24 protein-coding genes are annotated in these 25,774 nt (G+C 65.3%); 13 read left to right on the top strand and 11 right to left on the bottom strand.

The window, feature by feature from the left end; genetic code table 11:
• Window positions 1–52: 52 nt before the first annotated feature.
• Both KVT32_RS08695 and KVT32_RS08700 read right to left on the bottom strand, forming a co-directional pair.
• Window positions 53–1,168 carry a high-affinity branched-chain amino acid ABC transporter substrate-binding protein gene (locus KVT32_RS08695; protein WP_056317574.1) on the bottom strand — a complete coding sequence of 372 codons (1,116 nt, stop codon included), beginning with the start codon at window positions 1,166–1,168 and terminating at the stop codon, window positions 53–55.
• 452 nt (window positions 1,169–1,620) lie between these two features.
• Complete coding sequence (locus KVT32_RS08700) at window positions 1,621–2,175, bottom strand: queuosine precursor transporter (RefSeq protein WP_217618040.1); 555 nt, start codon at window positions 2,173–2,175, stop codon at window positions 1,621–1,623.
• 520 nt (window positions 2,176–2,695) lie between these two features.
• Between KVT32_RS08700 and ugpB the strand changes: the two genes are divergently transcribed.
• The 4 genes from ugpB (at window position 2,696) to KVT32_RS08720 (ending at window position 7,144) form a co-directional block, all read left to right on the top strand.
• Window positions 2,696–4,009 (top strand): sn-glycerol-3-phosphate ABC transporter substrate-binding protein UgpB, encoded by a 1,314-nt coding sequence (gene ugpB, locus KVT32_RS08705; RefSeq protein WP_128829267.1) that lies wholly within the window; start codon window positions 2,696–2,698, stop codon window positions 4,007–4,009.
• A gap of 241 nt (window positions 4,010–4,250) precedes the next feature.
• The gene (gene ugpA / locus KVT32_RS08710; protein ID WP_152384377.1) at window positions 4,251–5,132 is read left to right on the top strand and encodes a sn-glycerol-3-phosphate ABC transporter permease UgpA; all 882 of its coding nucleotides are present in this window, start codon (window positions 4,251–4,253) and stop codon (window positions 5,130–5,132) included.
• A gap of 21 nt (window positions 5,133–5,153) precedes the next feature.
• A complete protein-coding gene (gene ugpE / locus KVT32_RS08715; protein ID WP_217618041.1) occupies window positions 5,154–6,005 on the top strand; it encodes a sn-glycerol-3-phosphate ABC transporter permease UgpE in 852 nt (283 codons plus the stop codon).
• Window positions 6,006–6,055: 50 nt separating this feature from the next.
• Entirely contained in the window at window positions 6,056–7,144 is a 1,089-nt protein-coding gene (locus KVT32_RS08720) for a sn-glycerol-3-phosphate import ATP-binding protein UgpC (RefSeq protein ID WP_152384376.1), read from the top strand.
• Between the two features lie 172 nt (window positions 7,145–7,316).
• Here KVT32_RS08720 and KVT32_RS08725 read toward each other — a convergent pair whose 3' ends face one another.
• Window positions 7,317–8,444 carry a branched-chain amino acid ABC transporter substrate-binding protein gene (locus KVT32_RS08725; RefSeq protein ID WP_056317555.1) on the bottom strand — a complete coding sequence of 376 codons (1,128 nt, stop codon included), beginning with the start codon at window positions 8,442–8,444 and terminating at the stop codon, window positions 7,317–7,319.
• A gap of 269 nt (window positions 8,445–8,713) precedes the next feature.
• Between KVT32_RS08725 and KVT32_RS08730 the strand changes: the two genes are divergently transcribed.
• Entirely contained in the window at window positions 8,714–9,307 is a 594-nt protein-coding gene (locus tag KVT32_RS08730; protein WP_217618042.1) for an alpha/beta hydrolase, read from the top strand.
• A 103-nt stretch (window positions 9,308–9,410) separates the two neighbouring features.
• Here the strand turns inward: KVT32_RS08730 and KVT32_RS08735 are convergent, their stop codons facing one another.
• The 5 genes from KVT32_RS08735 to KVT32_RS08755 form a co-directional block, all read right to left on the bottom strand.
• Window positions 9,411–9,911, bottom strand: coding sequence for a Dps family protein (locus KVT32_RS08735; protein WP_063954941.1), 501 nt, complete (start codon window positions 9,909–9,911; stop codon window positions 9,411–9,413).
• 144 nt (window positions 9,912–10,055) lie between these two features.
• Window positions 10,056–11,006 carry a LysR substrate-binding domain-containing protein gene (locus tag KVT32_RS08740; RefSeq protein WP_056317544.1) on the bottom strand — a complete coding sequence of 317 codons (951 nt, stop codon included), beginning with the start codon at window positions 11,004–11,006 and terminating at the stop codon, window positions 10,056–10,058.
• Window positions 11,007–11,084: 78 nt separating this feature from the next.
• Window positions 11,085–13,175 (bottom strand): ATP-dependent DNA helicase RecG, encoded by a 2,091-nt coding sequence (gene recG / locus KVT32_RS08745; protein ID WP_217618043.1) that lies wholly within the window; start codon window positions 13,173–13,175, stop codon window positions 11,085–11,087.
• A gap of 39 nt (window positions 13,176–13,214) precedes the next feature.
• On the bottom strand, window positions 13,215–13,601 hold the full coding sequence (locus tag KVT32_RS08750; RefSeq protein ID WP_056317538.1) for a Rid family detoxifying hydrolase: 387 nt from the start codon (window positions 13,599–13,601) through the stop codon (window positions 13,215–13,217).
• Between the two features lie 96 nt (window positions 13,602–13,697).
• The gene (locus KVT32_RS08755) at window positions 13,698–14,624 is read right to left on the bottom strand and encodes a LysR family transcriptional regulator (protein WP_217618044.1); all 927 of its coding nucleotides are present in this window, start codon (window positions 14,622–14,624) and stop codon (window positions 13,698–13,700) included.
• Window positions 14,625–14,718: 94 nt separating this feature from the next.
• On the opposite strand from KVT32_RS08755, the gene KVT32_RS08760 reads away from it, so the two are divergent.
• The 3 genes from KVT32_RS08760 to KVT32_RS08770 are packed head-to-tail and all read left to right on the top strand — an operon-like array spanning window position 14,719 to window position 17,457.
• Complete coding sequence (locus KVT32_RS08760; protein WP_217618045.1) at window positions 14,719–16,077, top strand: acyclic terpene utilization AtuA family protein; 1,359 nt, start codon at window positions 14,719–14,721, stop codon at window positions 16,075–16,077.
• The gene (locus KVT32_RS08765) at window positions 16,074–16,457 is read left to right on the top strand and encodes a hypothetical protein (protein WP_152384372.1); all 384 of its coding nucleotides are present in this window, start codon (window positions 16,074–16,076) and stop codon (window positions 16,455–16,457) included. The genes KVT32_RS08760 and KVT32_RS08765 overlap by 4 nt, the downstream gene beginning before the upstream one ends.
• Window positions 16,458–16,494: 37 nt before the next feature.
• The gene (locus KVT32_RS08770) at window positions 16,495–17,457 is read left to right on the top strand and encodes a tripartite tricarboxylate transporter substrate binding protein (protein WP_056317529.1); all 963 of its coding nucleotides are present in this window, start codon (window positions 16,495–16,497) and stop codon (window positions 17,455–17,457) included.
• A gap of 100 nt (window positions 17,458–17,557) precedes the next feature.
• Here the strand turns inward: KVT32_RS08770 and KVT32_RS08775 are convergent, their stop codons facing one another.
• The gene (locus tag KVT32_RS08775; RefSeq protein WP_056317527.1) at window positions 17,558–18,334 is read right to left on the bottom strand and encodes a ferredoxin--NADP reductase; all 777 of its coding nucleotides are present in this window, start codon (window positions 18,332–18,334) and stop codon (window positions 17,558–17,560) included.
• 349 nt (window positions 18,335–18,683) lie between these two features.
• On the opposite strand from KVT32_RS08775, the gene KVT32_RS08780 reads away from it, so the two are divergent.
• The 3 genes from KVT32_RS08780 (at window position 18,684) to KVT32_RS08790 (ending at window position 22,324) form a co-directional block, all read left to right on the top strand.
• The gene (locus tag KVT32_RS08780) at window positions 18,684–19,727 is read left to right on the top strand and encodes a Fe(3+) ABC transporter substrate-binding protein (protein WP_217618046.1); all 1,044 of its coding nucleotides are present in this window, start codon (window positions 18,684–18,686) and stop codon (window positions 19,725–19,727) included.
• A gap of 144 nt (window positions 19,728–19,871) precedes the next feature.
• A complete protein-coding gene (locus tag KVT32_RS08785) occupies window positions 19,872–21,542 on the top strand; it encodes an iron ABC transporter permease (protein ID WP_217618047.1) in 1,671 nt (556 codons plus the stop codon).
• A 5-nt stretch (window positions 21,543–21,547) separates the two neighbouring features.
• Entirely contained in the window at window positions 21,548–22,324 is a 777-nt protein-coding gene (locus KVT32_RS08790) for an ABC transporter ATP-binding protein (protein ID WP_152384370.1), read from the top strand.
• Between the two features lie 52 nt (window positions 22,325–22,376).
• Here the strand turns inward: KVT32_RS08790 and KVT32_RS08795 are convergent, their stop codons facing one another.
• Complete coding sequence (locus tag KVT32_RS08795) at window positions 22,377–23,354, bottom strand: tripartite tricarboxylate transporter substrate binding protein (protein ID WP_062841199.1); 978 nt, start codon at window positions 23,352–23,354, stop codon at window positions 22,377–22,379.
• A 207-nt stretch (window positions 23,355–23,561) separates the two neighbouring features.
• Here KVT32_RS08795 and KVT32_RS08800 point away from each other — a divergent pair, with 207 nt between their 5' ends.
• Together KVT32_RS08800 and KVT32_RS08805 are read left to right on the top strand one after the other, a co-directional pair.
• Window positions 23,562–24,308 (top strand): SDR family NAD(P)-dependent oxidoreductase, encoded by a 747-nt coding sequence (locus KVT32_RS08800; RefSeq protein WP_217618048.1) that lies wholly within the window; start codon window positions 23,562–23,564, stop codon window positions 24,306–24,308.
• Between the two features lie 55 nt (window positions 24,309–24,363).
• Complete coding sequence (locus KVT32_RS08805) at window positions 24,364–24,828, top strand: RidA family protein (protein WP_217618049.1); 465 nt, start codon at window positions 24,364–24,366, stop codon at window positions 24,826–24,828.
• A 6-nt stretch (window positions 24,829–24,834) separates the two neighbouring features.
• On the opposite strand, the gene KVT32_RS08810 is transcribed toward KVT32_RS08805, so the two are convergent.
• Window positions 24,835–25,740 (bottom strand): LysR family transcriptional regulator, encoded by a 906-nt coding sequence (locus KVT32_RS08810; RefSeq protein ID WP_217618050.1) that lies wholly within the window; start codon window positions 25,738–25,740, stop codon window positions 24,835–24,837.
• Between the last annotated feature and the right edge of the window lie 34 nt (window positions 25,741–25,774).

Raw genomic sequence — 25,774 nt, forward strand, 5'->3', positions numbered from 1 at the left:
GACGGAGACGGCAGGCCCTACACGCCGGCAACACGCCGGCGGGATCGCGAGTTTACAGCTGGGTCTTCTTTCCGTCCTTGTCCCATTTATAGACAGCGAACTCGAAGTCCTTCAGATCGCCCTTGGCATCGTATTCGACCTTGCCGATGCCGGTATTGAAGGTGGTCTTGTGCATGTAGTCGGCAACCTTGGCGGGATCTTCGCCCACGGCGTTGATGCTGTCGGCCAGGATCTGGACCGCGGCGTAGGCCGGCATCTGGAAGGCGCCGTCCGGATCGCGCTTGGCGTCCTTGAAGGCCTTGACGATGCTTTCGTTGCCCGGCAGCTTGGTGAAGTCGGCGGGCAGCGTCACGAGCAGGCCTTCGATGGCCGGGCCGGCGATTGCCACCAGGTCCTGGTTGGCCGTGCCTTCCGGACCCATGAACTGGACCTTCAGACCCTGTTCACGCGACTGGCGCAGCAGCAGGCCGAGCTCGGGGTGGTAGCCGCCGAAATACACCAGATCGACGCCAGCCGACTTGAGCTTGGTGATGATGGCCGAGTAGTCGCTGTCGCCGACGTTGATGCCTTCGAACATCGCGACGTTGACGTTCTGCTTGGCCAGCGCGTCCTTGACCTGGGTGGCCACGCCCGAACCATAGGTCTGCTTGTCGTGCAGCACGGCGACCTTCTGGGGCTTGAGCGTCTTGGCGATGTAGTTGGCGGCGTACGGGCCTTGCTGGTCGTCGCGGCCGATCGTGCGGAAGAAGAAATGCGGCTTGATGGTGTCGGTGACCAGGGGCGACGTGGCGCCCGGGGTGATGCCGACGATGCCCTCTTCCTCGTAGACCTTCACGGCGGCAACCGTGACGCCCGAGCACGCATGGGCCACGGCGAATTTGGCGCCGGAGTTGACCACGCGGTTGGCGGCAGGCACGGCCTGCTTGGGTTCGCAGCCGTCGTCGATCAGGATGGGTTCGAGCTTCTTGCCCTTGACGCCGCCCTTGGCATTGATGGTTTCGATGGCGGTCAGCGCGCCGGCCTGGATCTGGTCGCCGTATTGCGTGTTGGGACCGGTCATGGGCTGGGGAATGCCGATCTTGATCGTGTCGGCGGCGTGCGCGGCGCCAGCCAAGGCAAGTGCCCCAAGCGCCATGGCTACCGGGGTAAGGCGATTCAGAAACTTCATGCGGAGTTCTCCAGCGAGGTTTTGAGCGGCTCTGTCCAACACGGTTTATCGGGAGAGTACCCCTTTGTCCGCATTGCCCGTCGCCGGCTTCTTGGGCAAAAACACGGTGTGGGCGGTATTCTGAAAGCAAGCCGTCATACTGTCACTGCGTGTAATCCCCAATATTTGAAGCGCGGCATTTAATCGTGACGCATAGCCCGCGTAAAGGCGTGAAATCAATGGAGAAATCGCAATTCCGACCCCGAAGTTGGCTGGCGTTTCGCTGGGATTTATGCTTGCCGGGTTTTATGAAAAATCATTAATACGGCGTTTAATCGCATATTTAAATACAGTCCTTACGCAGGACTTACTACAACCGCATCAATTAATACTCGCGGCCATTAATAAAAAGCCGCGCGTCCTGCGCTGCAGGCAGCCAGGAATGCGCGGCTTCAAGAACAAAAACGGGGGAATCAGGCGTTCGCGGGCCTTGCCAGATTCCACATCAATGCCCGGAACGGCGCCAGCATGCTGATATTGACGACCAGCTTGATGGCCAGGTCGCCCAACATCCACGTTACCCAGGGCGCGCCGGTGGCCGCGAACGCCACGCTGAAGAACACGGCCGTATCCAGGATGGCGCCCAGCACGCCCGACGCCAGCGGCGCGCGCCACCAACGCTGGTCGCGCAGGCGGTCGAACACCTGAATGTCGACGAGCTGCGCACATATATAGGCCAATCCCGACGCCAGCGCGATACGGGGCGACGCCACCCATACCGACACCGCGAGCGCGGCGGCAAAGCCGAACCACACCACACGCCGGGCCGCGGCCGGACCAAAGCGGCGGTTCAGGACGTCGGTGACCAGGAACGCCACCGGGTAAGACAGCCCGCCCCACGTGAGCCAATCGTTAAGCGGCATCTGCACCAGGATGTTGGAGCCGACCACCACGGCCAGCATGCACAGCACCGAGATGCCGAACTGCAGGCGGGTCATGGCGGGAAAGCGCGCGGCGGCCGTGGTCATCGCGCGCACTCCGGCGCCCACCGCGGCTGACGGCGACCGCCCGCCGAACGGCCGTTCACGGCCCCTTCTTGCCCACATTGACGTGTCCTGGCCACAACACCTGGCATGTTCCGAGTCGCGGCCGCGAACACGCCACGCGCGATGCGTGCGGACCCGCTGGCAAAGGCGCGCGCGATGCGCGTCCCGCAGGGCCGCGGTGCCCGCGCATCCTGGTTAATGTCAATGACATGAACGCCCGTGGCGGCGCATACTCTGCGGGCCTGGCGCGAGGCCCGCGCGGCCGTCCCGCAGCCACCGCCAATGAACGCAATCGAAAGTTCGTTTTCCATAGGCGGCGATTGTAATCGGTCGGCTCCCTGCTGCAGGAATCGCAAAATGTTCGTTCGCGCCTAAAACGCGCAATTTGACAGGCGTTTGTAGGGATGTGAAAGTCACGGTTTTGTCACAAACAATTCATAAGGTGTCGTGTTTCATGCGGCCGGACAACCCGTTCGCAACACGCCCAACTGGAGAACCCTTTATGCGATCCCATCGTATTGCACTGACCTTTGCCGCCATCATGACGGCTTTCGCCGGCGCCTCCGCGCAAGCAGCCACCGAGATCCAGTTCTGGCATTCGATGGAAGGCGCTCTGGGCGACCGCGTCAACGGCCTGGTCGACGAGTTCAACAAGAAGAACCCCGACTACCAGGTCAAGGCCATCTACAAGGGCAACTACGGTGAATCCATGAACGCCGGCATCGCCGCGTTCCGCGCCGGCAACGCCCCGGACATCCTCCAGGTCTTTGAAGTCGGCACCGCCACCATGATGTACGCCAAGGGCGCCATCAAGCCGGTGCAGCAGATGTCCGAAGAAGCCGGCAACCCGATCGATCCCAAGGAATTCATCGGCGCCGTGGCCGGCTATTACTCGTCGGCCGACGGCAAGCTGGTGTCGATGCCGTTCAACAGCTCGACCGTCGTCTTCTACTACAACAAGGACGCCTTCAAGAAGGCTGGCCTGGACGCCGACAATCCCCCCAAGACCTGGGAAGAACTGGCCGCCGCCGGCCAGAAGCTGAAGGCCGCTGGCCAGGAATGCGGCTACACCACGTCGTGGCCGTCCTGGACCCAGCTTGAGACCTTCTCGGCCTGGCATAACGTGCCGTACGCCACCAAGGACAACGGCTTCGGCGGCCTGGATGCGCGCATCGCCATCAACACCCCGCTGCACGTGCGCCACCTCGAGAACCTCGCCAAGCTCGGCAAGGAAGGCATCTTCATGTACGGCGGCCGCGGCGACGAGCCCAACTCGCTGTTCATCAGCGGCAAGTGCGCCATGATCACCGGTTCGTCCGGCCTGCGCGCCAACATCGCCAAGAACGCCAAGTTCGAGTTCGGCACCTCCACGCTGCCCTACTACGCCGACGTGAAAGGCGCGCCGCAGAACACCATCATCGGCGGCGCCTCGCTGTGGGTCTTCGCCAACAAGAAGCCCGAAACCTACAAGGGCGTGACCGCGTTCTTCAAGTTCCTGGCCAGCCCCGAAATCGCCGCCCGCTGGCACCAGCAGACCGGCTACGTGCCCGTCACCAAGGCCGCGTACGAGCTGACCAAGAAGGAAGGCTTCTACGACAAGAACCCGGGCACCGAAGTGGGCGTCAAGCAATTGAACGTCGAAACCACCGCCCAATCGCGCGGTCTGCGTCTGGGCTTCCTGCCCCAGATCCGCGAGATCGAGGACGCTGAAATCGAACGCATCGTCTCGGGCAAGGTTGCCCCCAAGGACGGCGCCGAGAACATCGTCAAGCGCGGCAACGAGCTGCTGGAAAAGTTCGAGAAGAGTGTAAAGTAACGCCCTTTCGCGCGGCTTGACCGCCGCCTTGTCAATCGGCATTTTCCATGCCGTGACAAGGACCCTGTTGCGACAAGGACAAACGAGGCTTAAAGCCCTGGTTTTTAAGGGGCTTTAAGCCTATCGTGTTTTTATGAGTGCCGGTGCTTTCGGGCTCCGGGCGCCACGCGCGGCACGCGCGCTGGCGGTTTCAGGCGGCGGTTATTTCAACCGCCGCTTTTCTGTACCTTGGGTTCCCCCTATGGAAAAACGCGTTGTATTCGGGCACAAGACCTTGCCCTATCTGCTGCTCCTGCCGCAGCTGATCATTACCGTGGTGTTCTTCTTCCTGCCCGCCGGACAAGCCATGTGGCAGTCCATGCGCCTTGAAGATCCCTTCGGTCTGTCCTCGCAATTCGTCGGCCTGGACAACTTCATGGACCTGTTCTCGCAACAGGCCTACCTGGATTCGTTCCGCGTCACCGCCGTATTCTCGGTGCTGGTGGCCGGCGTGGGCCTTGGCGTGTCGCTGGTGCTGGCCGTGATGGCCGATCGCGTGATTCGCGGCGCCGGGCTCTACAAGACCCTGCTCATCTGGCCGTATGCCGTGGCGCCCGCCGTCGTCGGCGTGCTGTGGCTGTTCCTGTTTTCGCCTTCCGTCGGCATCCTGGCCGTGGCCCTGCGCAAGTCGGGCGTGGACTGGAACCCGCGCCTTGACGGCAACCAGGCCATGGTCCTGGTGATCGTCGCCGCGGTCTGGAAGCAGGTGTCGTACAACTTCCTGTTCTTCCTGGCCGGCCTGCAATCGATCCCGCGCTCGCTGATTGAAGCCGCCGCCATCGACGGCGCCAGCCCCGCGCGCCGCTTCTGGACCATCGTCTTCCCGCTGCTGTCGCCCACCACGTTCTTCCTGCTGGTGGTCAACATCATCTATGCATTCTTCGACACCTTCGCCGTGATCGACACGACGACGCAGGGCGGGCCCGGCACGTCGACCTCGATCCTGGTCTACAAGGTGTACAGCGACGGCTTCCGCGGCCTGGACCTCGGTTCGTCCGCCGCCCAGTCCGTCGTCCTGATGTTCATTGTGGTTGCCTTGACGGTCGTGCAGTTCCGCTACGTCGACCGCAAAGTGCAGTACTGATTTTGTTCGAGGCTGATAACAATGGTTGAACGCCGTCCCTGGCTGGATATTCTGGCCCACGTCATTCTGCTCTGCGGCGTGGCGATGGTGGCATTTCCGCTCTACGTCACTTTCGTCGCGTCCACCCAGACCGCGCAGGAAGTCGCTCAAGCGCCGATGTCCCTGATTCCCGGTCCGCACTTCGTGGACAACTACATGAAGGCCCTCTTCGGCGGCTCGTCGGGCGGTTCGTCCGGCGCGCCCGTCGGCCGCATGATGTACGTGAGCCTGATCATGGCGCTGGCAATCTCGATCGGCAAGATCGCGATCTCGCTGCTGTCTGCATTCGCGGTCGTGTACTTCCGCTTCCCCGGCCGCATGTTCTTTTTCTGGATGATCTTCGTCACGCTCATGCTGCCGGTCGAAGTCCGCATCGCGCCCACCTACAAGGTCGTGGCCGATCTGGGCTTGCTCAACAGCTATGCGGGCCTGACCTTGCCGCTCATCGCGTCGGCCACGGCCACGTTCCTGTTCCGCCAGTTCTACCTGACGGTTCCGGACGAGCTCATCGAGGCTGCCCGCATCGACGGCGCGGGGCCCGTGCGGTTCTTCCGCGACGTGCTGCTGCCCCTGTCCAAGACGAGCATCGCCGCACTGTTCGTGATCCAGTTCATCTACGGCTGGAACCAATATCTGTGGCCGCTGCTGGTTACCACGCAGGAAGACATGTATCCCGTCGTCATCGGCATCAAGCGGATGATCAGCGGCGGCGACAGCGTGACCGAATGGAACATCACCATGGCCACCGCCATGCTCGCGATGATCCCGCCGGCGCTGGTCGTCATCCTGATGCAGAAATGGTTCGTCAAGGGTCTGGTCGACACTGAGAAGTAACGCCGCCCCACCCGCGCCCACCCGAACACGACTCTGAACACGAATAACTCATGGCTACTCTCAGCTTCCGCAACGTCAAGAAAACCTACGCCGGCAACGTGCCGGTCATCCATGGCATCGACATGGATGTCAAGGATGGCGAATTCATCGTCATCGTCGGCCCCTCGGGCTGCGGCAAGTCCACGCTGATGCGCATGGTCGCCGGCCTGGAAACCGTGACCAGCGGCGATATCGTCATTGACGACAAGGTCGTCAACACGCTGGAACCCGCCGAGCGCGACATCGCGATGGTGTTCCAGAACTACGCGCTCTACCCGCACATGACCGTGTTCGAGAACATGGCCTACGGTTTGAAGATCCGCAAGTTCTCCAAGGACGAAATCAAGAAGCGCGTCGACGCCGCCGCGCAGATCCTGGAACTGGGACACCTCTTGGACCGCCGTCCGCGCGCCCTCTCGGGCGGCCAGCGCCAGCGCGTGGCCATGGGCCGCGCCATCGTGCGCGAACCCAAGGTGTTCCTGTTCGACGAGCCGCTGTCCAACCTGGACGCCAAGCTGCGCGTGGCGATGCGCCTTGAAATCATGAAGCTGCACCGCCGCCTGGGCACCACCAGCCTGTACGTGACGCACGATCAGGTCGAGGCCATGACGCTGGCGCACCGCATGATCGTCATGTACCAGGGCGTGCCCGAGCAGATCGGCACCCCTATGGAAGTCTTCGAAAAGCCCGCGTCGACGTTCGTGGCCGGCTTCATCGGCTCGCCGCCCATGAACCTCATGGAAGTCCAGGTGTCCGGCGACGGCACCGTGCAGACCGCCGACGGCAACCAGCTCGAGATCTCGCCGTTGCAGGTGCCTTCGCAGGTTCGCGGCCGCAAGGTCATCATGGGCATGCGCCCCGAGCACATGCTGTTGAACACGCAGGGCATTCCCGCCGAAGTCGAAATGGTCGAGACGCTGGGTTCGGAACAGCTTGTTCACTGCCGCTGCGGCAAGAGCACGCTGGTCGTGCGCTGCACGACGCGCCAGCTGTCCGAGGCGTCCGCCAAGGTCGGCATGCAGGTCAACGTGGGCCCCGACGGCCGCCATCCGCTGCACTGGTTCGAGGCCGACACCGGCCGCCGCGTCCAGGGCCTGTAAGCGGCGGGGCCTCTGCCCTCTGCCCCTGAGGCGCAATAACAAACCGGGCCGCAAGCAGATCGCTTGCGGCCCGGTTTTTTTTGCGGCGTCTGATGCGTGTGACCTGATGCCCCACACGCGGTACGTACCGTTCGCGTGACAGCGGGCCGGTAGCGGCCCGCCGCACTGCGCTTTACTTGTAGACGGTCTTGGAGCCGTCCTTGTGCCACGTGAAGACGTCGAACTCGAAGTTCGTCAGGTCACCCTGCTTGTTCCACGACACCTTGCCGATCGGCGTATCGAAGGAATTGGCATGCAGGTACTTGGCGACCTTGGTCGGATCGTCGGAACCCGCGCCCTTGATGCCGTCCGCGATGACCTGCGTGGCGGCGTAGGCCGTCATCTGGAAAGCGCCGCTGGGATTGCGCTTTTTCGCCTGGAACGCCTTGACGATGTCGGCGTTGGCGGCGTTCTGCGTGAAGTCGGCCGGCAGCGTCAGCAGCATGCCTTCGACGGCGTCGCCCGCGATGGCGTTGATGTCCGGGTTGCCCGTGCCTTCCGGACCCATCCATTTGGCCTTCACGCCCTGCTCGGCCGCCTGGCGCAGCAGCAGGCCCATTTCGGGGTGGTAGCCGCCGTAATAGACGAAGTCCACGCCCTGGCTCTTGAGCTTGGTGATGACGGCCGAGTAGTCGCTGTCGCCGGCGTTGATGCCTTCAAACACGGCGACGGTCACGCCGCCCTTTTCCAGGTCGTTCTTGACCGCGGTGGCGATGCCCTGGCCATACGACTGCTTGTCGTGCAGCACGGCGACCTTCTTGGGCTTGATCTTGTCCAGGATGAACTTGGCGGCGGCGGGGCCCTGCTGGTCGTCGCGGCCGATGGTGCGGAAGATGAACTCGTAGTTCTTGCCGTCGGTCAGGGCCGGCGACGTGGCCGACGGGGTGACCATGACCACGCCTTCGTTGTTGTAGATGTCGGCAGCGGCGATGGTGGCGCCCGAGCACACGTGGCCCACGACGAAACCGATCTTGCTGTTGACGACGCGGTTGGCGGCGTTGGGACCCTGCTTGGGTTCGCAACCGTCGTCGATCACCACGGTTTCCAGCTTCTTGCCATTGACGCCGCCGGCGGCGTTGATGCGCTCGACCGCGGTATCGACCCCTTCACGGACCATATCGCCATACTGCGTGACCGCACCGGTGGTGGGGCCGACGACGCCGATCTTGATGGTCTGCGCGTGCGCGGCCGCGCCAAACGTCAAACCAGCGGCGACGCCCAGCGCTGCGATGACCGGGGTCAGACGGAATACTGGCTTCATGAGTGGACTCCTCGAATGACTTGTAATCGTTGATCCATCAACGGGCTGACGGCCGGATAACGTAGATGTCATGCCCGTTGGCGGGTGCATTTGCACGGCAAGCATACACTGAAATATCGCGGCTTTTGGCCGGGTTTGCGCAGGGTTTTCCGCGGTTTTGTGATGCACTGCGGCATGCTGCGGGGCACCTCGGCTTATTCCAAACGCCGTATATGCAAAAGACCATTAATTCGTTTGAGTTACTAACGCGCGGCGGCATCATGTGCCGCATGAGACTCCAACCGATAATCGTCCCGGGCTGGAAAAACTCCGGCCCCGATCACTGGCAATCCCGGTGGCAGGCCCTGTTGCCAAACGCCCGGCGGATCGAGCAGCACGACTGGGAAAACCCCTGCGCGGCCGATTGGATATCCCGTCTGACGGCCGAGGTGGACGAAGCCCGCAGTCCAGTCCTGCTCGTGGCCCACAGCCTGGGCTGCCTGATCAGCGCTTCGCTGCCGGTGCCGCTGCGCGCCAAGGTCGCCGGCGCGCTGCTGGTCGCGCCCGCCGACGTCGAACGCCCGGACACCCCGGCGTGCCTGCGCGGCTTCGCGCCCATCGCACGCCAGTCGCTCTCGTTTCAAAGCGTGGTCGTGGCCAGCGACAACGACCCCTATTGCACGCTGGAACGCGCGCATGCGTTCGCCGCGGACTGGGGCAGCCGCATCGTCGTGCTGGCTGGCGCGGGCCATATCAATGCCGAAAGCGGACTCGCCGACTGGCCGCAGGGCTTGAAGCTGCTCGGGGCGCTTCGACGCCGGGCATCCTGGCGGATTCCCCCGCCGCCCAAGCGCATTCCGCCCGTGCCGCTGTACGACTTCTGACGCAAACCGCGCAAGCAAAAAAATGGCCGCCCGATCAGGACGGCCAATATATTGGCGCGTATCGCGACGGCCGCCTCCCCGTGACGGGAAAACGGCCATCGGATTACTGCAGCAGGCTGCGCAGCATCCACGCATTCTTTTCGTGCACGTCCAGACGCTGCGTCAGCAGGTCGGCCGTGGGCTGGTCGTTGGCGGCGTCGGCCTTTTCAAAGGCGGCGCGCGCGGTCTTGGCGACCGATTCGTTGCCGTCGACCAGCAGGCGCACCATTTCCAGCGCGTCCGGCACCGAGTCCGGCTCGGCGATCGAGGAAAGCTTGGCGTATTCGCGGTACGTGCCCGGCGCGTAGTGGCCCAGCGCGCGGATGCGCTCGGCGATGCTGTCCAGCGCATTCCATTCTTCGGTGTACTGCGTCATGAACATCAGGTGCAGCGTGTTGAACATGGGCCCCGTGACGTTCCAGTGGAAGTTGTGCGTCATCAGGTACAGCGTGTACGAATCGGCCAGCAACTTGGACAGTTCACCGGCAACCGCGGCGCGGTCCTTGTCCGAAATACCGATGTTGATGCGCGGAACGCTCGAGGTCTTCTTGGTGGACTTGGCCATTGCTAGCTCCTATGGAAAAAGGCGGAAATAAGAATACCACTGCAAACACGACAGAACGGGTGTTGAGACAAAGCCGTTCTCAATATGGCCTGCGACCGATTGACGCGGCGCAAAGACGCGCCGCGCACCGGCGGCCGCGGCCGCTCAATCCTGCACCGCAGCCGCTTCGCCGGCCAGCATCTTCACGCCCGGCAGATCGCATTCATAGACGGCTTGCGCCAGCGCCTCGATCGCCGCCAGACGCGGGAAGCTGCGCCGCCAGGCGAGCACCACGCGGCGCTCGGGCACATGACCTTCGAACGGCAGGTAGCGCAACAGGCTGTTGGAGGGCGGGTTCTCGGGCACGGCGGTCACGGGCAGCACGGTGACGCCGATCCCGGCCGCGACCATGTGGCGAATGGTTTCGAGCGAAGAGCCTTCGAAGGTACGCTGGATGCCGTCGCTGGCCGCCGAGAAGCGCGACAGTTCGGGACAGACTTCAAGCACCTGATCGCGGAAGCAATGGCCGCTGCCCAAAAGCAGCATGGTCTGCTGCTTCAGATCCTGGGCATCGATGGCCTTGCGCTTGGCCAGTTCATGATCGTTGGGCACCGCCACGACGAAGGGCTCGTCGTAGAGCGGCTGCATGACCAGGCCGGCTTCGGGCAACGGCAAGGCCATGATGGCGCAATCGATTTCGCCCTGGCGCAGCAGTTCCACCAGCCGCACCGTGAAGTTTTCCTGCAGCAGCAGCGGCATCTGCGGCGTGCGGCCGATCTGCACGGGCACCAGCTTGGGCAGCAGGTACGGACCGATGGTGTGGATGACGCCAACGCGCAGCGGGCCGGCCAGCGGGTCGTGGCCTTGCCGGGCGATCTCCTTGATGCTGGCGCTTTCTTCCAGCACCTTCTGCGCCTGCGCGACGATGCGCTGGCCGATGGGCGTCACCCCGACCTCGGAGCCGCCGCGCTCGAACAGGGTCACGCCCAATTCGTCTTCCAGCTTGCGGATGGCCACGGACAGCGTCGGCTGGCTGACGAAACAGGCCTCGGCCGCGCGGCCAAAGTGCCGCTCGCGGGCGACGGCGACGATGTACTTCAGTTCGGTGAGAGTCATGGTGGACTACGCCCCCGGGGTTATGCGCCGACTCCGAGGCCGGCGGTAGAGGATTCAAGGTGACTGTCGGGCCGCATGTCAGGTCCGCAGGAAGTCTTCGCGGCCGCGCATCCAGCGGGCCAGATGAGCCTGGACGGCGTCTGGATCCTCGGCGCGCAGCCACACCGCGGCATCGCGCGCGTCTTCGGCAATCGCGGCGTCGGTCTCCAGATCCGCAAAGCGCAGGAGCGCCATGCCGGACTGGCGCGTTCCCAGAAATTCGCCGGGACCGCGCTGCTCAAGGTCGCGCCGCGCGATCTCAAAGCCGTCGGAGGTCTCGAACATGGCGCGCAGGCGTTCTCGCGCAACCTGGGACAGCGGCGTCTGGTAGAGCAATACGCAAACGGACTCGGCCGTGCCGCGCCCCACCCGCCCGCGCAGCTGATGCAGCTGGGCAAGGCCGAAGCGCTCGGCGTGTTCGATCACCATCAACGACGCATTGGGCACGTCGACCCCGACTTCGATGACGGTTGTGGCGACCAGCAGATCGATCTCGCCGTCGCGGAAAGCCTGCATCACCGACGCCTTCTCGGCTTGCGGCAGGCGGCCGTGCACCAGTCCGATCCGCAGGTCCGGCAGATCGGCGCGCATGCCCTCGTAGGTGTCGACGGCGGTCTGCAGCTCGAGGGCCTCGCTTTCCTCGACCAGCGGACAGACCCAATAGGCCTGCCGGCCGCCGCGCGCCGCCTGCGCGATATGGGCAATGACCTCTTCCCGGCGCGCGTCGGAGACCAGCTTGGTCACCACGGGACTGCGTCCGGGCGGCAGCTCGTCGATCACGGACACGTCCAGATCCGCGAAGAACGTCATGGCCAGCGTGCGGGGAATGGGCGTGGCGCTCATGTTGAGCTGATGCGGCACGATGCGGCCGCGCACGGTTTCGCCCTTGCGCGTGAGGGCAAGGCGCTGGCCCACGCCGAAGCGATGCTGCTCGTCGACGATGGACAGGCCCAACCGGTGGAATTCGACATGGTCCTGGATCAGCGCCTGCGTGCCGACGACAAGCTGCACGCTGCCGTCAGCTGCCGCAGCGGCGGCTTCCCGGCGGGCCTTGGCCGAAAGGCTGCCGCTCAGCCACGCGACATTCACGCCCAGCGGCTGCAGCCAGGACACCAGCTTGCGAAAGTGCTGCTCGGCCAGGATTTCCGTGGGCGCCATCAGCGCCACCTGCGCGCCTCCTGCAATGGCCTGCGCGGCCGCGATGGCGGCCACGACGGTCTTGCCGCTGCCCACGTCGCCCTGCAATAGGCGATGCATGGGATACGGCTTGGCAAGGTCCGCCGAAATCTCCTGCACGACACGCTGCTGCGCGCCAGTCAGCTTGAACGGCAGCGTTTCGTACAACCGGGCGACCAGCCCCCCTGCCCCGTTCTGCGCCGGCAGCGACTCGGCTTCCTTGATGCGGCGCGCCGCGCGGGCGGCAGCAAGCGACAGCTGCTGCGCCAGCAATTCGTCGAACTTGATCCGCCGCCACGCCGGGTGCACGCGATCCAGCAAGGCCTGTTCGGATTCGCCCTGCGCAGGCGTGTGCAGCGCACGGATGGCGGGCTCGAAGGGCGGCAGGTCGTAGCGGGCGCGCGCCTCATCCGGAAGGGTGTCGGACAGGTCCGCGGTATTGAGCGCCTGCGCGATGGCGCGCCGCAACGCCGGCTGCGGCAATCCTTCAGTGGTGGGGTAGACGGGCGTCAGGGCCGTCGGAAGGGGCGAATCGGCGTTGGTCAGCCGCGGATGCACCATCTCGCGTCCGAACAACCCGCCGCGCACTTCGCCCCGGGCGCGCAGCCGTTTGCCAACCGTGACTTGTTTCTGTTGGCTGGGGTAGAAGTTCAGCCAGCGCAATTGCAGTTCGCCGCTGTCGTCCGCCAAGGTCGCGGTCAGTTGGCGCCGCGGCCGGTACAGGACCTCGGATTTGGTGATCTCGCCTTCAACCTGGCCGGCAAAGCCCGGGCGAAGCGAACTGATCGGGATGACGCGCGTTTCGTCTTCGTAGCGCAGCGGCAGGTGCAGCACGAAATCCTCGGGCAGCACCAAGCCCAGGTTACGAAGCTTGCGCTCCGTATCCGTCATCGCCTTGCCGGCGCCGTTCTTGTCGGCGCCGGTACGTTTGGAGGCCACGGCTGCGGCCGGCATGTAGGAACGAACCCCTGGTATGAAACGTCCGGGCGCGCCTTACAGGACCATGATCGCTTCGACTTCGAACTGGGCGCCCTTGGGCAGGCTGGCCACGCCGATCGTCGAACGCGCCGGGAACGGCTGCGGGATGATCTCGGCCATGATGGCGTTGGCCGCCGTGAACTTGCCCAGGTCGGTCAGGAACAGCGTGAGCTTGACCACGTTGTCCAGCGTGCCGCCTGCAGCCTTGATGACTTCCTGCATGTTGGCAAACGCCTGACGCACCTGCGCGTCGAAGTTTTCAGAGACCAGGTCGCCGGTGCCGGGCTCCAGGCCGATCTGGCCCGAGAGGTAGACAGTCTTGGTGCCGCTGACGGCAACCGCTTGCGAGTAAGGGCCGACGGCGGCAGGCGCGCTGTCGGTATGGATGATTTGCTTGCTCATGGGCGGAATCCTTCTGGTGACGGATAGAAGCTACAACTATCGAAGTTTAATCAGCAATAGACGTTTGCGAAAGTGGCGGATTGCCGTAAAGATGGCCTAGGTCTGATCCAGCGCACCCGCCGGATGACCGGCGCCGCCGATATCGCCCCGATGCGCGATCAGCAGATCGGCCAGCGCCTGCGCGGCCACCGACAGGCTGCGGCCCTTGCGGCGCACCAGGTAAAGCGGCCGCGTCAACGCGCGGCCCGCCAGCGGCACGATACGCAGATCGGCGCTGCGGAAATGAAAAAGCGTCATGGCGGGTACGACCGATACGCCAAGTCCTGCGCGCACCAGGCCCGTGACGGTCGCCAGGTGTTCGACCTCGAAAACCGGCAACGGCGCCTCAGCGCCCAACGCTTCGTCCAGATGTTTGCGCACACTGCTGCCGCGCGCAAGCTGGATGATTGGATGGCGCAGCACGTCGCGCAGCCGCACGCGCGGCTGGCCAGCCAGGGGATGGTCCGCGCGGCATACCAGAAAGTAACGGTCCGCGTGCAGGAATTCGCTGTCCAGATCCGTCATGTCCGGCCGCCGCGAGGCCACGGCAAAATCGGCCACGCCGCTTTGCACCATGTCCAGGCACGGATCGAGCAAGGCATCGCGCAGATCCAGCACGATGCCCGGGTGATCCATCTGGAACCGCGCCAGCAGATCGGGCAGCCAACCCGCCGCCAGCGACGGCAGCGCGGCCAGTGTCACCCTGCCCCGGCGCCGGTCCGCCAGGTCGCGCAAGTCGCCCATTGCCAGGTCCATGTCCGCCAGCAGCCGGCGCGCGGTCGCATCCAGCACACGGCCTTCGGCAGTCAGCTCCACGTGCCGCGTGTTGCGGTCAAAGAGCCGCACACCGGCGGCGTCTTCCAGCGACCGGATCAGCGCGCTGAACGCGGGCTGCGTCAGGTGGCAGCGCTTCGCGGCGCGCGTGAAGTGCCGTTCATCGGCCAGGGCCACGAAGGCGCGCAATTGGCGGGACGATAGATTCATGGTTTTCTTGTATTAATCGATCCGATTTTTCTATTTTACGGATGATCGCGCCTTGCCTATAGTCGTTCCAACCCTGAACGCGCCTGGACTGCTCATGTCTCAAACTCCCTTGCTCATCGGCTGCGCCTCCGGATTTTCCGGCGACCGCAGCGATGGCGCCGCGGCCGTGGTCCGCACCCTGGCCGCGCAAGGCGGCGGCACGTTGATCTTCGAGACGCTGGCCGAACGCACCTTGGCATTGGCGCAGCTGGCTCGCAACGACGACCCGAACCGCGGCTATGAACCGCTGCTGGACGAGCTGGTGGGGCCGATCCTGGCCGATTGCCTGCGCCACGGCATCAACATCGTCAGCAATTTCGGCGCGGCCAATCCGCCCGCCGCCGCGCGGCGTATCGCCGAACTGGCGTGCGAACAGGGCCTGCCCGTGCCGCGTATCGCCGTCGTGCACGGCGACGCGCTCAATGGCGCCGAACACCGCGATTTGTTGGCGCAGCGCCTGGGTGCGGCGCTGGACGGCCTGGACATCGTCAGCGCCACCGCATACCTGGGCGCCACCGAAATCGCCGAGGCGCTGGCCGCCGGCGCGCAGATCGTGGTCGCCGGCCGCGTGGCGGACCCTTCGCTGACGCTCGGCCCGGCGCTGGCGCATTTCGGCTGGGATCCGGCCGACTGGCCGCGTCTGGGCCGCGCCACCATGGCGGGCCACATGCTGGAATGCGGACTGCAGGTCACCGGCGGCTACTTCTGCGTCCCGGGGCTGAAAGAGGTTCCCGACGTACACGCGGCCGGTTTCCCGATCGCCGAGATCCAGGCCGACGGCGAGTTCGTGATCGGCAAGGCCGACGGCACGGGCGGCGCGGTCGATGCGCGCACGGTGAAGGAACAACTGCTTTATGAAGTGCACGATCCGGCGCGCTACCTGACGCCCGACGTGGTGGCTGACCTGAGCCAGGCGCGCGTGGTCGAGCTGGGCGGCAATCGGGTCGCGGTTCACGGCATCACCGGCCACGCGCGGCCGCCGGAACTGAAGGTGAACGTCTGCTATCGCGGCGGCTGGCTGGCCGAAGCGGAAATCTCGTATGCAGGCGTGCAGGCCGAGGCGCGCGCCCGCTTGGCAGCCGACATCGTCCAGAAGCGCCTGGGCGCGGATTTCAAGCTGCGGGCGGACCTGATTGGCGCCATCAGCATCCTGGGCGACGACGCCGGGGAAATGCGCCGCGCGCTTGCCGATAGCCATGCCCGCGACGTGCGGCTGCGGCTGGCCACTGAAAACGCCGACCGCGCACAAGCCGAACGCGTGCTACGCGAAGTGACCGCGCTTTATACCTGCGGACCGGCGGGCGGCGGCGGCGTGCGCACCGCCCTGCGCCCGCGCCTGAACATGATGTCCTGCACCATTCCCCGCGAAGCCGTAAAGAGCGGCTGGACCTTCCTGGAGGAGATCGCGCCATGAACCAGCCCCTGCTCGCCGTGCCGCTGTACCGGCTGGCTCACAGCCGCTCCGGGGACAAGGGCGATATCTCGAACCTGAGCCTCATCGCCTGGGACCCCGAATGCTTTGACGTGCTGACCGCGCAAGTGACCGAATCGCGCGTGGCGCAATGGTTCGCTTACCGCCACCCGAAACGCGTGACGCGGTATGCGCTGCCGATGCTCAATGCCATGAACTTCGTGCTGGAGGGTGTGCTGGATGGCGGCGTCAACGACGCGCTGAACCTGGACACCCATGGCAAGAGCCTGTCTTTCAGATTGCTGGACATGACGGTGGAGGTCAGCCCCGAGCTGGCGAGCCGGCTGCCAGACATACCCGGCGACCGTCCCGCGGCCGCCTGATTTCAGTTCCGATAAAAAAACACCACAGGAGACATACATGCGCATCACTACCAAGGGCCGGCTGGCCCTGCTGCTGGCCGCCGCCCTGCCCTTCTCGGCCATGGCGCAATTTCCCGCCAAGCCCATCACTTTCATCGTGCCGTTCGCGGCCGGCAGCGCGACCGACCAGATCGGCCGGGCCATCGGCCAGGGCGTCACCGAGCAGACCGGACAGGCGGTCGTGATCGAGAACAAGCCCGGCGCCAGCGCCATGATCGGCGCGGCCGCCGGCGCCCGCGCCACGCCCGATGGCTATACCGTGCTCATCACCACCAACACCACGCACGCGGCCAACGAGCACCTGTACAAGTCGCTGACCTACGATCCCGTCAAGGATTTCGCGCCCCTCACACTGCTGGGCAAGGGTGGGCAGATCATGGTGGTCAACCCCAGTTCGTCCGCCAAGACGGTGGGCGACTTCCTGGCGCAGGCCAAGCAGTCGCCGGGCAAGCTGAGCTTTGGCAGCGGCAGCTCCAGCAGCCGCATCGCCGGCGAGCTGTTGCAGCAGATGGCCAATGTGCAACTGCTGCACGTGCCGTACAAGAGCAATCCGCTCGCGGTTACCGACCTGCTGGGCGGCCAGATCGACATGATGATCACCGACACGGCCACGGGTCTGCCGCAGGTCAAGTCCGGCAAGCTTCGTGCGCTGGGCGTCACGGGCAAGGCCCGCTCGCCGCTGGCCCCCGACGTGCCCACCATCGCGGAAGCCGGCGTGCCCGGCTACGAAATGGGCTACTGGTTCGCCGCCTACGCGCCGGCCGGCACCCCGCCCGACGTGGTCAAGCGCCTGAACGAACTGCTGGTCAATGCCACCAAGGCCAAGGCCGCGCAACAGTTCTATGCGCAGACCGGCACGGACGCCGCCAGCTCGTCGCCCGAGGAACTGGCCACGTTCCAGCAAGCCGAGTCCAAGAAGTGGGGCGAGATCATCAAGAAGGCAGGCATTCAGCCCGAATGATTCACGCCAGGCGTGGCGTTGCCGCTTCACGCCAAAACAAACAACCCATCGCGATGTGCGATGGGTTGTTCGTTGAAGCCGTGAACGGAAGCCGTCTGGCTTATTTGTCCACGAAGGCGCGTTCGACGACGTAGTCGCCCGGCTGGCCCACGCCCGGCGACACAGTGAAGCCGCGGCTGTCGAGCATGGCGCTGATGTCGGCCAGCATGTGCGGGCTGCCGCAGATCATGGCGCGATCGGTTTCGGGGTTGATCTGCGGAATGCCGATGTCGGCGCAGAGCTTGCCGTTTTCAAGCAGTTCGGTGATGCGGCCTTGATTGCGGAAAGGCTCGCGCGTGACGGTGGGGTAGTACACCAGCTTGTCGCGCACGATATCGCCGAAGAATTCGTTGTTCGGCAGTTCGTTCTCGATGTAGTCGGCGTAGGCCAGCTCGCTGACCCAGCGCACGCCGTGCACCAGAATGACCTTGTCGAAGCGTTCGTAGACGTCCGGGTCTTTGATGATGCTCATGAAGGGCGCCAGGCCGGTGCCGGTGCCGAACAGGAACAGATGCTTGCCGGGCTTGAGGTCGTCGACGACCAGCGTGCCGACGGGCTTGCGGCTGACGAGGATGGTGTCGCCCTCTTTCAGGTGCTGCAGGCGCGAGGTGAGCGGGCCGTTCTGCACCTTGATGCTGAGGAATTCGAGGTTTTCTTCGTAGTTGGCGCTGGCGATGCTGTAGGCCCGCAGCAGCGGCTTGCCTTCGACTTCGAGGCCGATCATCACGAAGTGGCCATTGTGGAACCGCAAGGCCGCGTCACGCGTCGTGGTGAAGGAAAACAGGGTGTCGTTCCAGTGGTGCACGCTAAGTACGCGCTCTGTGTTGAAAGCAGCCATGTCGTATTCAGTAAGGGCGGACGGTGGTCGGACGGGGCCCGGCTGCGCCGCGGAGGTCATTCCGAGCCGCAAAAAAAGGCCGCGGTCGGCATTAGGGTTGTCCCTATTCTACAAGGTCTCGTTGATAACTGCTCTCATTATTCCGTAATACCCTTATTCCAAGTTGACGGGGATCAACGTCTTGCAGAGACGGCTGACGAGCAGTTGAACTGCGCAATGCTTCCTGTTATTGTCGCTCTCTCTTTTGATAATCATTTTCGTTAGCAGACTGCTTTGCGTGGCGGCGCCCCCCTTGAGCGCAGCAGGCGCGCGGCAAAAAATTCGTTTCGGCCCTAGCTGGAGTTCCCTCATGATCAATCGTCACCAATTGAATTCGCTGCTGCGCGCGCTCGCGCTGGCTGGCGCCGCTGCCTTCACCGCGTCGGCCAATGCCGCCGAGGAAGTCAGCCTGTACACCACCCGGGAACCCAAGCTGATCCAGCCGCTGCTGGATGCCTTCACCAAGGAAAGCGGCATCAAGGTGAACACCGTCTTCGTCAAGGACGGCCTGCTCGAGCGCGTGAAGGCCGAAGGCGCCAAGTCGCCCGCCGACGTGCTGATGACCGTGGACATCGGCAACCTGCTCGACCTGGTGGACGGCGGCGTGACGCAAGCCGTCAAGTCGGACACCCTCAATTCGGTCATTCCCGCCAACCTGCGCGGCGCCGATGGCAAATGGTATGCCCTGTCGTTGCGCGACCGCGTGCTGTACGTGGAAAAGGACCTGAAGCTCGAAGCCTTCCGCTACGAAGACCTGGCCGACCCCAGGTGGAAGGGCAAGGTCTGCATCCGCTCGGGCCAGCACCCCTACAACACCGCGCTGGTCGCCTCCATGATCGCGCATGACGGCGCCGAAGCCACCGAAAAGTGGCTGCGCGGCGTCAAGGCCAACCTGGCCCGCAAGGCCGCCGGCGGCGACCGCGACGTGGCGCGCGACATCCTGGGTGGCATCTGCGACATCGGTCTGGCCAACGCCTACTACGTGGGCCACATGAAGAACGCCGAGCCGGGCACCGACGCCCGCAAGTGGGGCGACGCCATCAAGGTCATCCGCCCGACGTTCGCCAACGCCAAGAGCGGTGGCACGCACGTGAACGTCAGCGGCGCGGCGGTCGCGGCGCACGCCCCCAACAAGGCCAACGCCGTCAAGCTGCTGGACTTCCTGGTGTCCGAACCCGCCCAGGCCATGTATGCCCAGGCCAATTACGAGTATCCCGTCCGCAAGGGCGTGAAGCTGGACCCGGTGATCGCAAGCTTCGGTGAACTGAAGGTCGATCCCCTGCCCCTGACCGAGATCGCCAAGCATCGCAAGCAAGCCAGCGAACTGGTGGACAAGGTCGGCTTCGATAACTGATAAGCTGCCGCACCGCGCTGCCGGCGTGCAGCGCGTGACCACGGCAACGACACGCGCGTGCCCCTGAACCGGGGCCGCGCGTAGGGCCTGTTCCCGCTTTTTGGGGGGAACAGGCCTTGCCTTTGATGCAACCGACTTTGAAGCATGTATACAGAATCCTTGCCCAGGCCGCTGCGGCTGCGCTGGTCTGAACGCGGAACCGGCTGGCTGGTCGGCGCCGGCCTGATCGCGTTGGCGGTGCTTGCGCCGGTCTTGACGCTGGGCTGGTGGGCGCTGGGGGGCAGCCTTGGGCACTGGCAGCACCTGGCCAGCTATGTGCTGCCGCAGGCGCTGGCGAACACGGTGATGCTGCTGGCCGGCGTGGGTATCGTCGTGACGTTGCTGGGCACCGGGGCCGCGTGGCTGGTGACCGCTTACGAATTTCCGACGCGCCGGATGCTGACCTGGGCGCTGTTGCTGCCCCTGGCCGTGCCGACCTACATCATCGCGTTCGCCTACCTGGACCTGCTGCATCCCATCGGCCCCATCCAGTCGGCGATCCGCGCCCTGCTGGGCTACGACAGCCCGCGCGAGTTCCGCCTGCCCGATTTGCGCTCCCTCTACGGCGCCATCTTCGTGCTGGGCTTCGTGCTGTATCCCTACGTCTACCTGAGCACCCGCGTGATGTTCATGACGCAGGCGGCGGGCCTGCTTGAAGCGGCCCGCACGTTGGGCGCGGGCCGTGTGGCGGTGTTCTGCCGCGTCGCCCTGCCCCTTGCCCGTCCCGCGATCGTGGTGGGCGTGAGCCTGGCGCTGCTCGAAACGCTGAACGATATCGGGGCCTCAGAATTTCTCGGCGTGCAAACGCTGACCGTCTCCGTCTACACCACCTGGGTGACCCGTTCGGACCTGGCCGGCGCGGCGCAGATTGCGCTGACCATGCTGGCGATCGTCATCGGGCTGATCCTGCTGGAACGCCACGGCCGCAAGCGGCAGCGCTATGCCAACACGCAGCGCATGCGTCCGATGCAGCCGCGCCGGCTGCGCGGCGCCGCTGCCGCGGTGGCGGCCGTGCTGGGCTGGATTCCGGTGCTGGTGGGCTTCGCCGCGCCGGCGCTGTATCTGGTCGTGGAAACCTACAAGCGCCTGCATCTGGTGGGCGGCGTCTCGGACCAGTTGATCGGCGGCCTGACCAACACCCTCATCGTCGCGTCCAGCGCCACGGTCGTCACCCTGCTGTGCGGCCTGATCGTTGCGTGGGCGGGCCGCAGCCTGCGCGAAAGCGCCGGGTTCAACCCGGGCCGCGCGTGCGCCCGCGTCGCCAGCCTGGGCTACGCGGTGCCCGGCACCGTGCTGGCCATTGGTCTTCTCACCCCGTTCGTGTGGATCGACACCGCCGTCGCGCGCGTCTTCGGCGGCACGGGCCTGTTCCTGATGGGCTCGATGGGCGCGCTGGTCTGCGCCTACGCCATCCGCTTCCTGGCGATTTCGACCGGGGCGGTGGAAGCCGGGCTGGCGCGCATCCCGCCGTCGCTCGAGCAGGCCTCGCGCCTCCTGGGCGAAACGTCGGCAGGCACCCTGCGCCGCGTCCACCTGCCCCTGCTGCGGCCGGCGCTGGCGGCCAGCGCGCTGCTGGTGTTCGTGGATGCCATGAAGGAACTGCCCGCCACGCTGCTGCTGCGCCCCATGAATTTCGACACCCTCGCCACGTGGCTGTACGCGGAAGCCGCGCGCGGCACGTACGAAGAAGGCGCCGTGGCCGCGCTGGCCATCGTCCTGGCCGGCCTGCTGCCGGTCATCCTGCTGGCGCGCACCAATCTGAAAATGGGACATTGATCATCGTGCCCGATCTGTTAGAAATCGACCATATCTCCCTCGCCTACGAGACGCCTGCGGGCGTCAAGCCGATCGTGCAGGACTTGTCGCTGGGCCTGCCCGCCGGCCACATCGGCTGCCTGCTGGGCGAATCCGGCTGCGGCAAGACCACCGTGCTGCGCGCCATTGCCGGCTTCGAGCCGGTGCGAGCCGGCCGCATCCTGCTGGACGGCACGGTCATCTCATCGCCCACTGAACAGGTTGCGCCCGAGCTGCGCCGCGTGGGCATGATGTTCCAGGACTACGCGCTGTTTCCCCATCTGACCGTCGGCCTGAACGTGGCGTTCGGACTGCGCAAGCTGTCGCGGCAGGATCGCGCCCGCCGCGTCGAAGAAATGCTGGAACTCGTCGGCCTGGCGCATGCTGCCAGCAGCTATCCCCACGAGATCTCCGGCGGCCAGCAACAACGCGTGGCATTGGCGCGCGCGCTGGCGCCGTCGCCCGACCTGCTGCTGCTGGACGAACCGTTTTCGAACCTGGACGTGGACACGCGCGAGCGCCTGGCCTTCGAGGTGCGCGAGATCCTGAAGGCCACGGGTCACACCGCGATCCTGGTCACGCACAACCAGGCCGAAGCCTTTGCCATCGCCGACCGCATCGGGGTGATGGCGAAGGGCCGTATCGCGCAGTGGGACACGCCCTACAACCTGCACCATCACCCCGCCGACGCCTTCGTGCGCGACTTCATCCGCCGCGAGGCGCTTGAAGAGCAGCGCGAACAGGCGCTGGCGCGCGGCCGCTAGCCGGGTCCCCGGCGCCCCCGGCGCCAGCCGTGCCGGGACCGCGCCTGGCGGTTCAGTCCGCCGACAGCTTCACCTTCTGCGACAAGGCCTTGAAGGCCTCATGCTGGCTTTGCGTCAGACGCTCGACTTCCTGCGGGGTCGAGCCATAGGGCATGAAGCCGGCCTTCTCAAGCTTGTCCTTGACGTCCGGCATGGCGAGCGCCGCCTGGAAGGCTTCGCTCAACGCGCGGGTCACCTCGGGCGACATGCCGGCCGGCCCATACACCGCAAACCACGGATCCACCACCGCCCCTGAATAGCCCAGTTCGGCCAGCGTCGGCACGTTTGGCAGCGCCGGCGCACGCTTGCTGCCCGTCACCGCCAGCGCGCGGATCTTGCCCGCATTGATGTGCGGCAGCGACGCGGGCAGATTGTCGAACATCACGGGCAGGTGCCCGCCCAGCAGATCGTTCAAGGCCTGGGCGCTGCCCTTGTACGGCACGTGCTGCATGCCTGCCCCGGTCACTTGGTCGAACATCACCCCCGCAAGGTGCATGGACGTACCCGTGCCGGGCGTGCCGTACGACGTGTTGGGATTTGCCTTGGCGTAGGCCACCAGATCCTTGACGCTGTCCACCTTCACGGACGGCCCCACCTCCAGCACCACGGACGAGGCACCCAGCATGCTGATTCCCGTGAAATCCTTGGTCGGATCGAACGGCATCTTCGGGTACACGAAGGGATTGAGCGCATTCGTCGAGATCGCGCCAAAGCCGATGACGTAGCCGTCCGGCGCCGCCTTGGCCACGGCATCCATCCCGATGTTGCCGCCCGCCCCGGGACGGTTCTCGACGATGACAGGCTGCCCGAGTTTCTCGGCCACCTTCTGTCCCGCCGTGCGCGCGACCAGATCGGTGGTCCCGCCGGCGGTATACGGCACGATGAAGGTGATGGGCTTGGCCGGATAGCCGGCGGCGTGCGCCGGCATGGCGCATTGGATCAACGCCAGCGCGGCCAATCCGCGCAGCGCATGATGGGTATTGCAACGCATGATGTCTCCCTCCCGTTTGTTGTTGATGCACGGGTAGCGCATCTTATCGCCGGACGGCGCCGCCGCCCAGCGGCGACGCCCGCGCTTGTTCCGCCACGTATCAATTCATGTTCCGCCACGGGCGTTTATTGCCCGGCCGCCGGCTCCTATAGTTCGTCTCACTGTCTGAGCGCGCAGGCATCCCAAAAGCCAAACCGGAGTATTGAAATGTCGAACAAGACTGTAGTGATCACGGGCGCGTCCAGCGGAATCGGATTTGCCCTGGCGCAGGCATACCTGCGCCGCGGCGACAACGTGGTGGGCAACGCCCGCAGCCAGCAGGGATTGGATGCGGCCGCGGAGCGCCTGGCGCACGAAGGACTGGGCCTGCCCGACCGCTTCCTGGCTGTCGCCGGCGACATCGCGCTGGCCAGCACCGCCCGCGCCATCGTGCGCCAGGCCACCGAGCGGTTTGGCCGCATCGACGTGCTGGTCAACAACGCCGGGATCTTCATTCCCAAGCCGCTGGGCGAGTACACCGACGAAGACCTGGACCGCATCATCGACACCAACCTGAAGGGCTTCTTTCACATCACCCAGCAGGCGGCGGGGCATATGTCCGAAAACCGCGAGGGCCACATCGTCAACATCACGGCCAGCATCGCCATGCAGCCCAGCAGCCGGGTCCCCGCTCTGCTGCCCGTGCTGATCAAGGGCGGCCTGAATCACGCCACACGGGCCTTGGCCATCGAATTGTCGGACAGGAACATCCGCGTCAACGCGGTGGCGCCCGGCATCATCGAGACGCCGATGCACGATCCGGCCACGTTCGGCTTCCTGAATTCGTTGCAGCCGGCCGGCCGCATGGGCAAGGTGGAGGACATTGTCGGGGCGGTGACCTACCTGACCGACTCGGCCTACACCACCGGCGCGATCCTTCCGGTCGATGGCGGCGCCGCCGCCGGCCACTGGTAGCAAACCCCAGCGGACGCCCGCCGCGCGGCGGGCGTCCCAATGCTAAGAGATCGCTATGACCATTGAAGCCAGACTGGCCGACCTAGGCCTGGCCCTTCCGCCCGCCCCTCAGCCACTGGGCCAGTACACCGCCGCCAGCCAGGCGGGCGACCTGCTGTTCATCTCGGGCCAATTGCCCCTGCGCGACGGGCGCGTGGTGTGGCAGGGCCGAGTGGGCGCGGAGCTTACCGTCGATCAGGGCCGGCAGGCCGCCGAACTTGCCGCGCTGAACGTGCTGGCGCAGATTCGCCAGCACACCGGCAGCTTCGACCGGCTGGACCACCTTGTCCGTGTCGAAGGCTATGTGGCCAGCGCGCCGGGCTTTCTGGATCAGCCCACCGTGCTGGATGGCGCATCCGGCCTGTTCGCGCGCGTGCTCGGCGATAAGGCCGGCCACGCGCGCACCGCCAATTCGGTTGCGCAGCAGCCGGGCAACGCGGCAGTGATCCTGGTGGTGATCGCGCAGTTGAAAGGCCGCTGACCTCGCTCAGTCCGCCAGCTTGTCGACCAGAAAATCGACAAACGCCCGCACCCGGCGCGATACGTGCCGGGCATGCGGGTACAGCAACACGAACGGCCGGGTGCTGCCGCCATGTTGCTGCAGCACTTCGATCAGCCTGCCCTCGCGCAGGTCGTCCTCGACCACGAAGCGATACGTCTGGAATAGCCCGGCGCCCGCCCGGGCCAACGTCACGCCGCCCAGCACATCCTCGCCCGTGCCATAGGCGCCGTCGGTCACGATGTCGACCGCTTCGCCGTCCACCTGAAACGTCCACGGAATGCGGCGGCCACTGCTGGGCCGGTCGAACTGGATGCAATCGTGCGCGGTCAGATCCTCCAGTGCTTGCGGCGTGCCGCGCCGGCGCAGGTACTCGGGCGCGCCGACCACCACCAGCTCCGCATCCTCCAGCTTGCGCGCGATCAGCGCCGAGTCGTCGGGCGCGCGCCCGCGCACCGACAGGTCATAGCCGTCATCGGCAAAATCGACATTGCGGTTGCTGATGTGGACGTGCACGTCCACGTTGGGATACTTGTCGCGAAACGCGGGCAGCAGCGGCAGGACGCGGTAATGCGCATAGGGCGTGGGCAAGCTGATGCGAAGGCGCCCCGCCGCGCCCTGCCCGCCCACCTGGCGTTCGGCGTCGACCAGTTGCGCAATGGCCGGGCGCACCTGCTCGAAGTAGGCGCGTCCTTCGTCGCTCAGGCGGATATGCCGGGTGCTGCGCACGAACAGCCGGATGCCCAGCCGCGCCTCCAGCCGCGAGACGCTGCGGCTGACGGCCGCCGGCGTCACACCCGCGGCGTTGGCGGCCGCGGTAAAACTGCTGAGTTCCGCCGCCAGGCAGAACATCTCGATGCTGCCCAGCTGCAGGTCGTCAAAGTGGCGCGTCATTCGGGCTCCTGCCGTGACATCCGGCCGGGGAAAC

It is taken from the genome of Achromobacter sp. GbtcB20 (assembly GCF_019091095.1).
GTDB lineage: Bacteria > Pseudomonadota > Gammaproteobacteria > Burkholderiales > Burkholderiaceae_B > Achromobacter > Achromobacter mucicolens.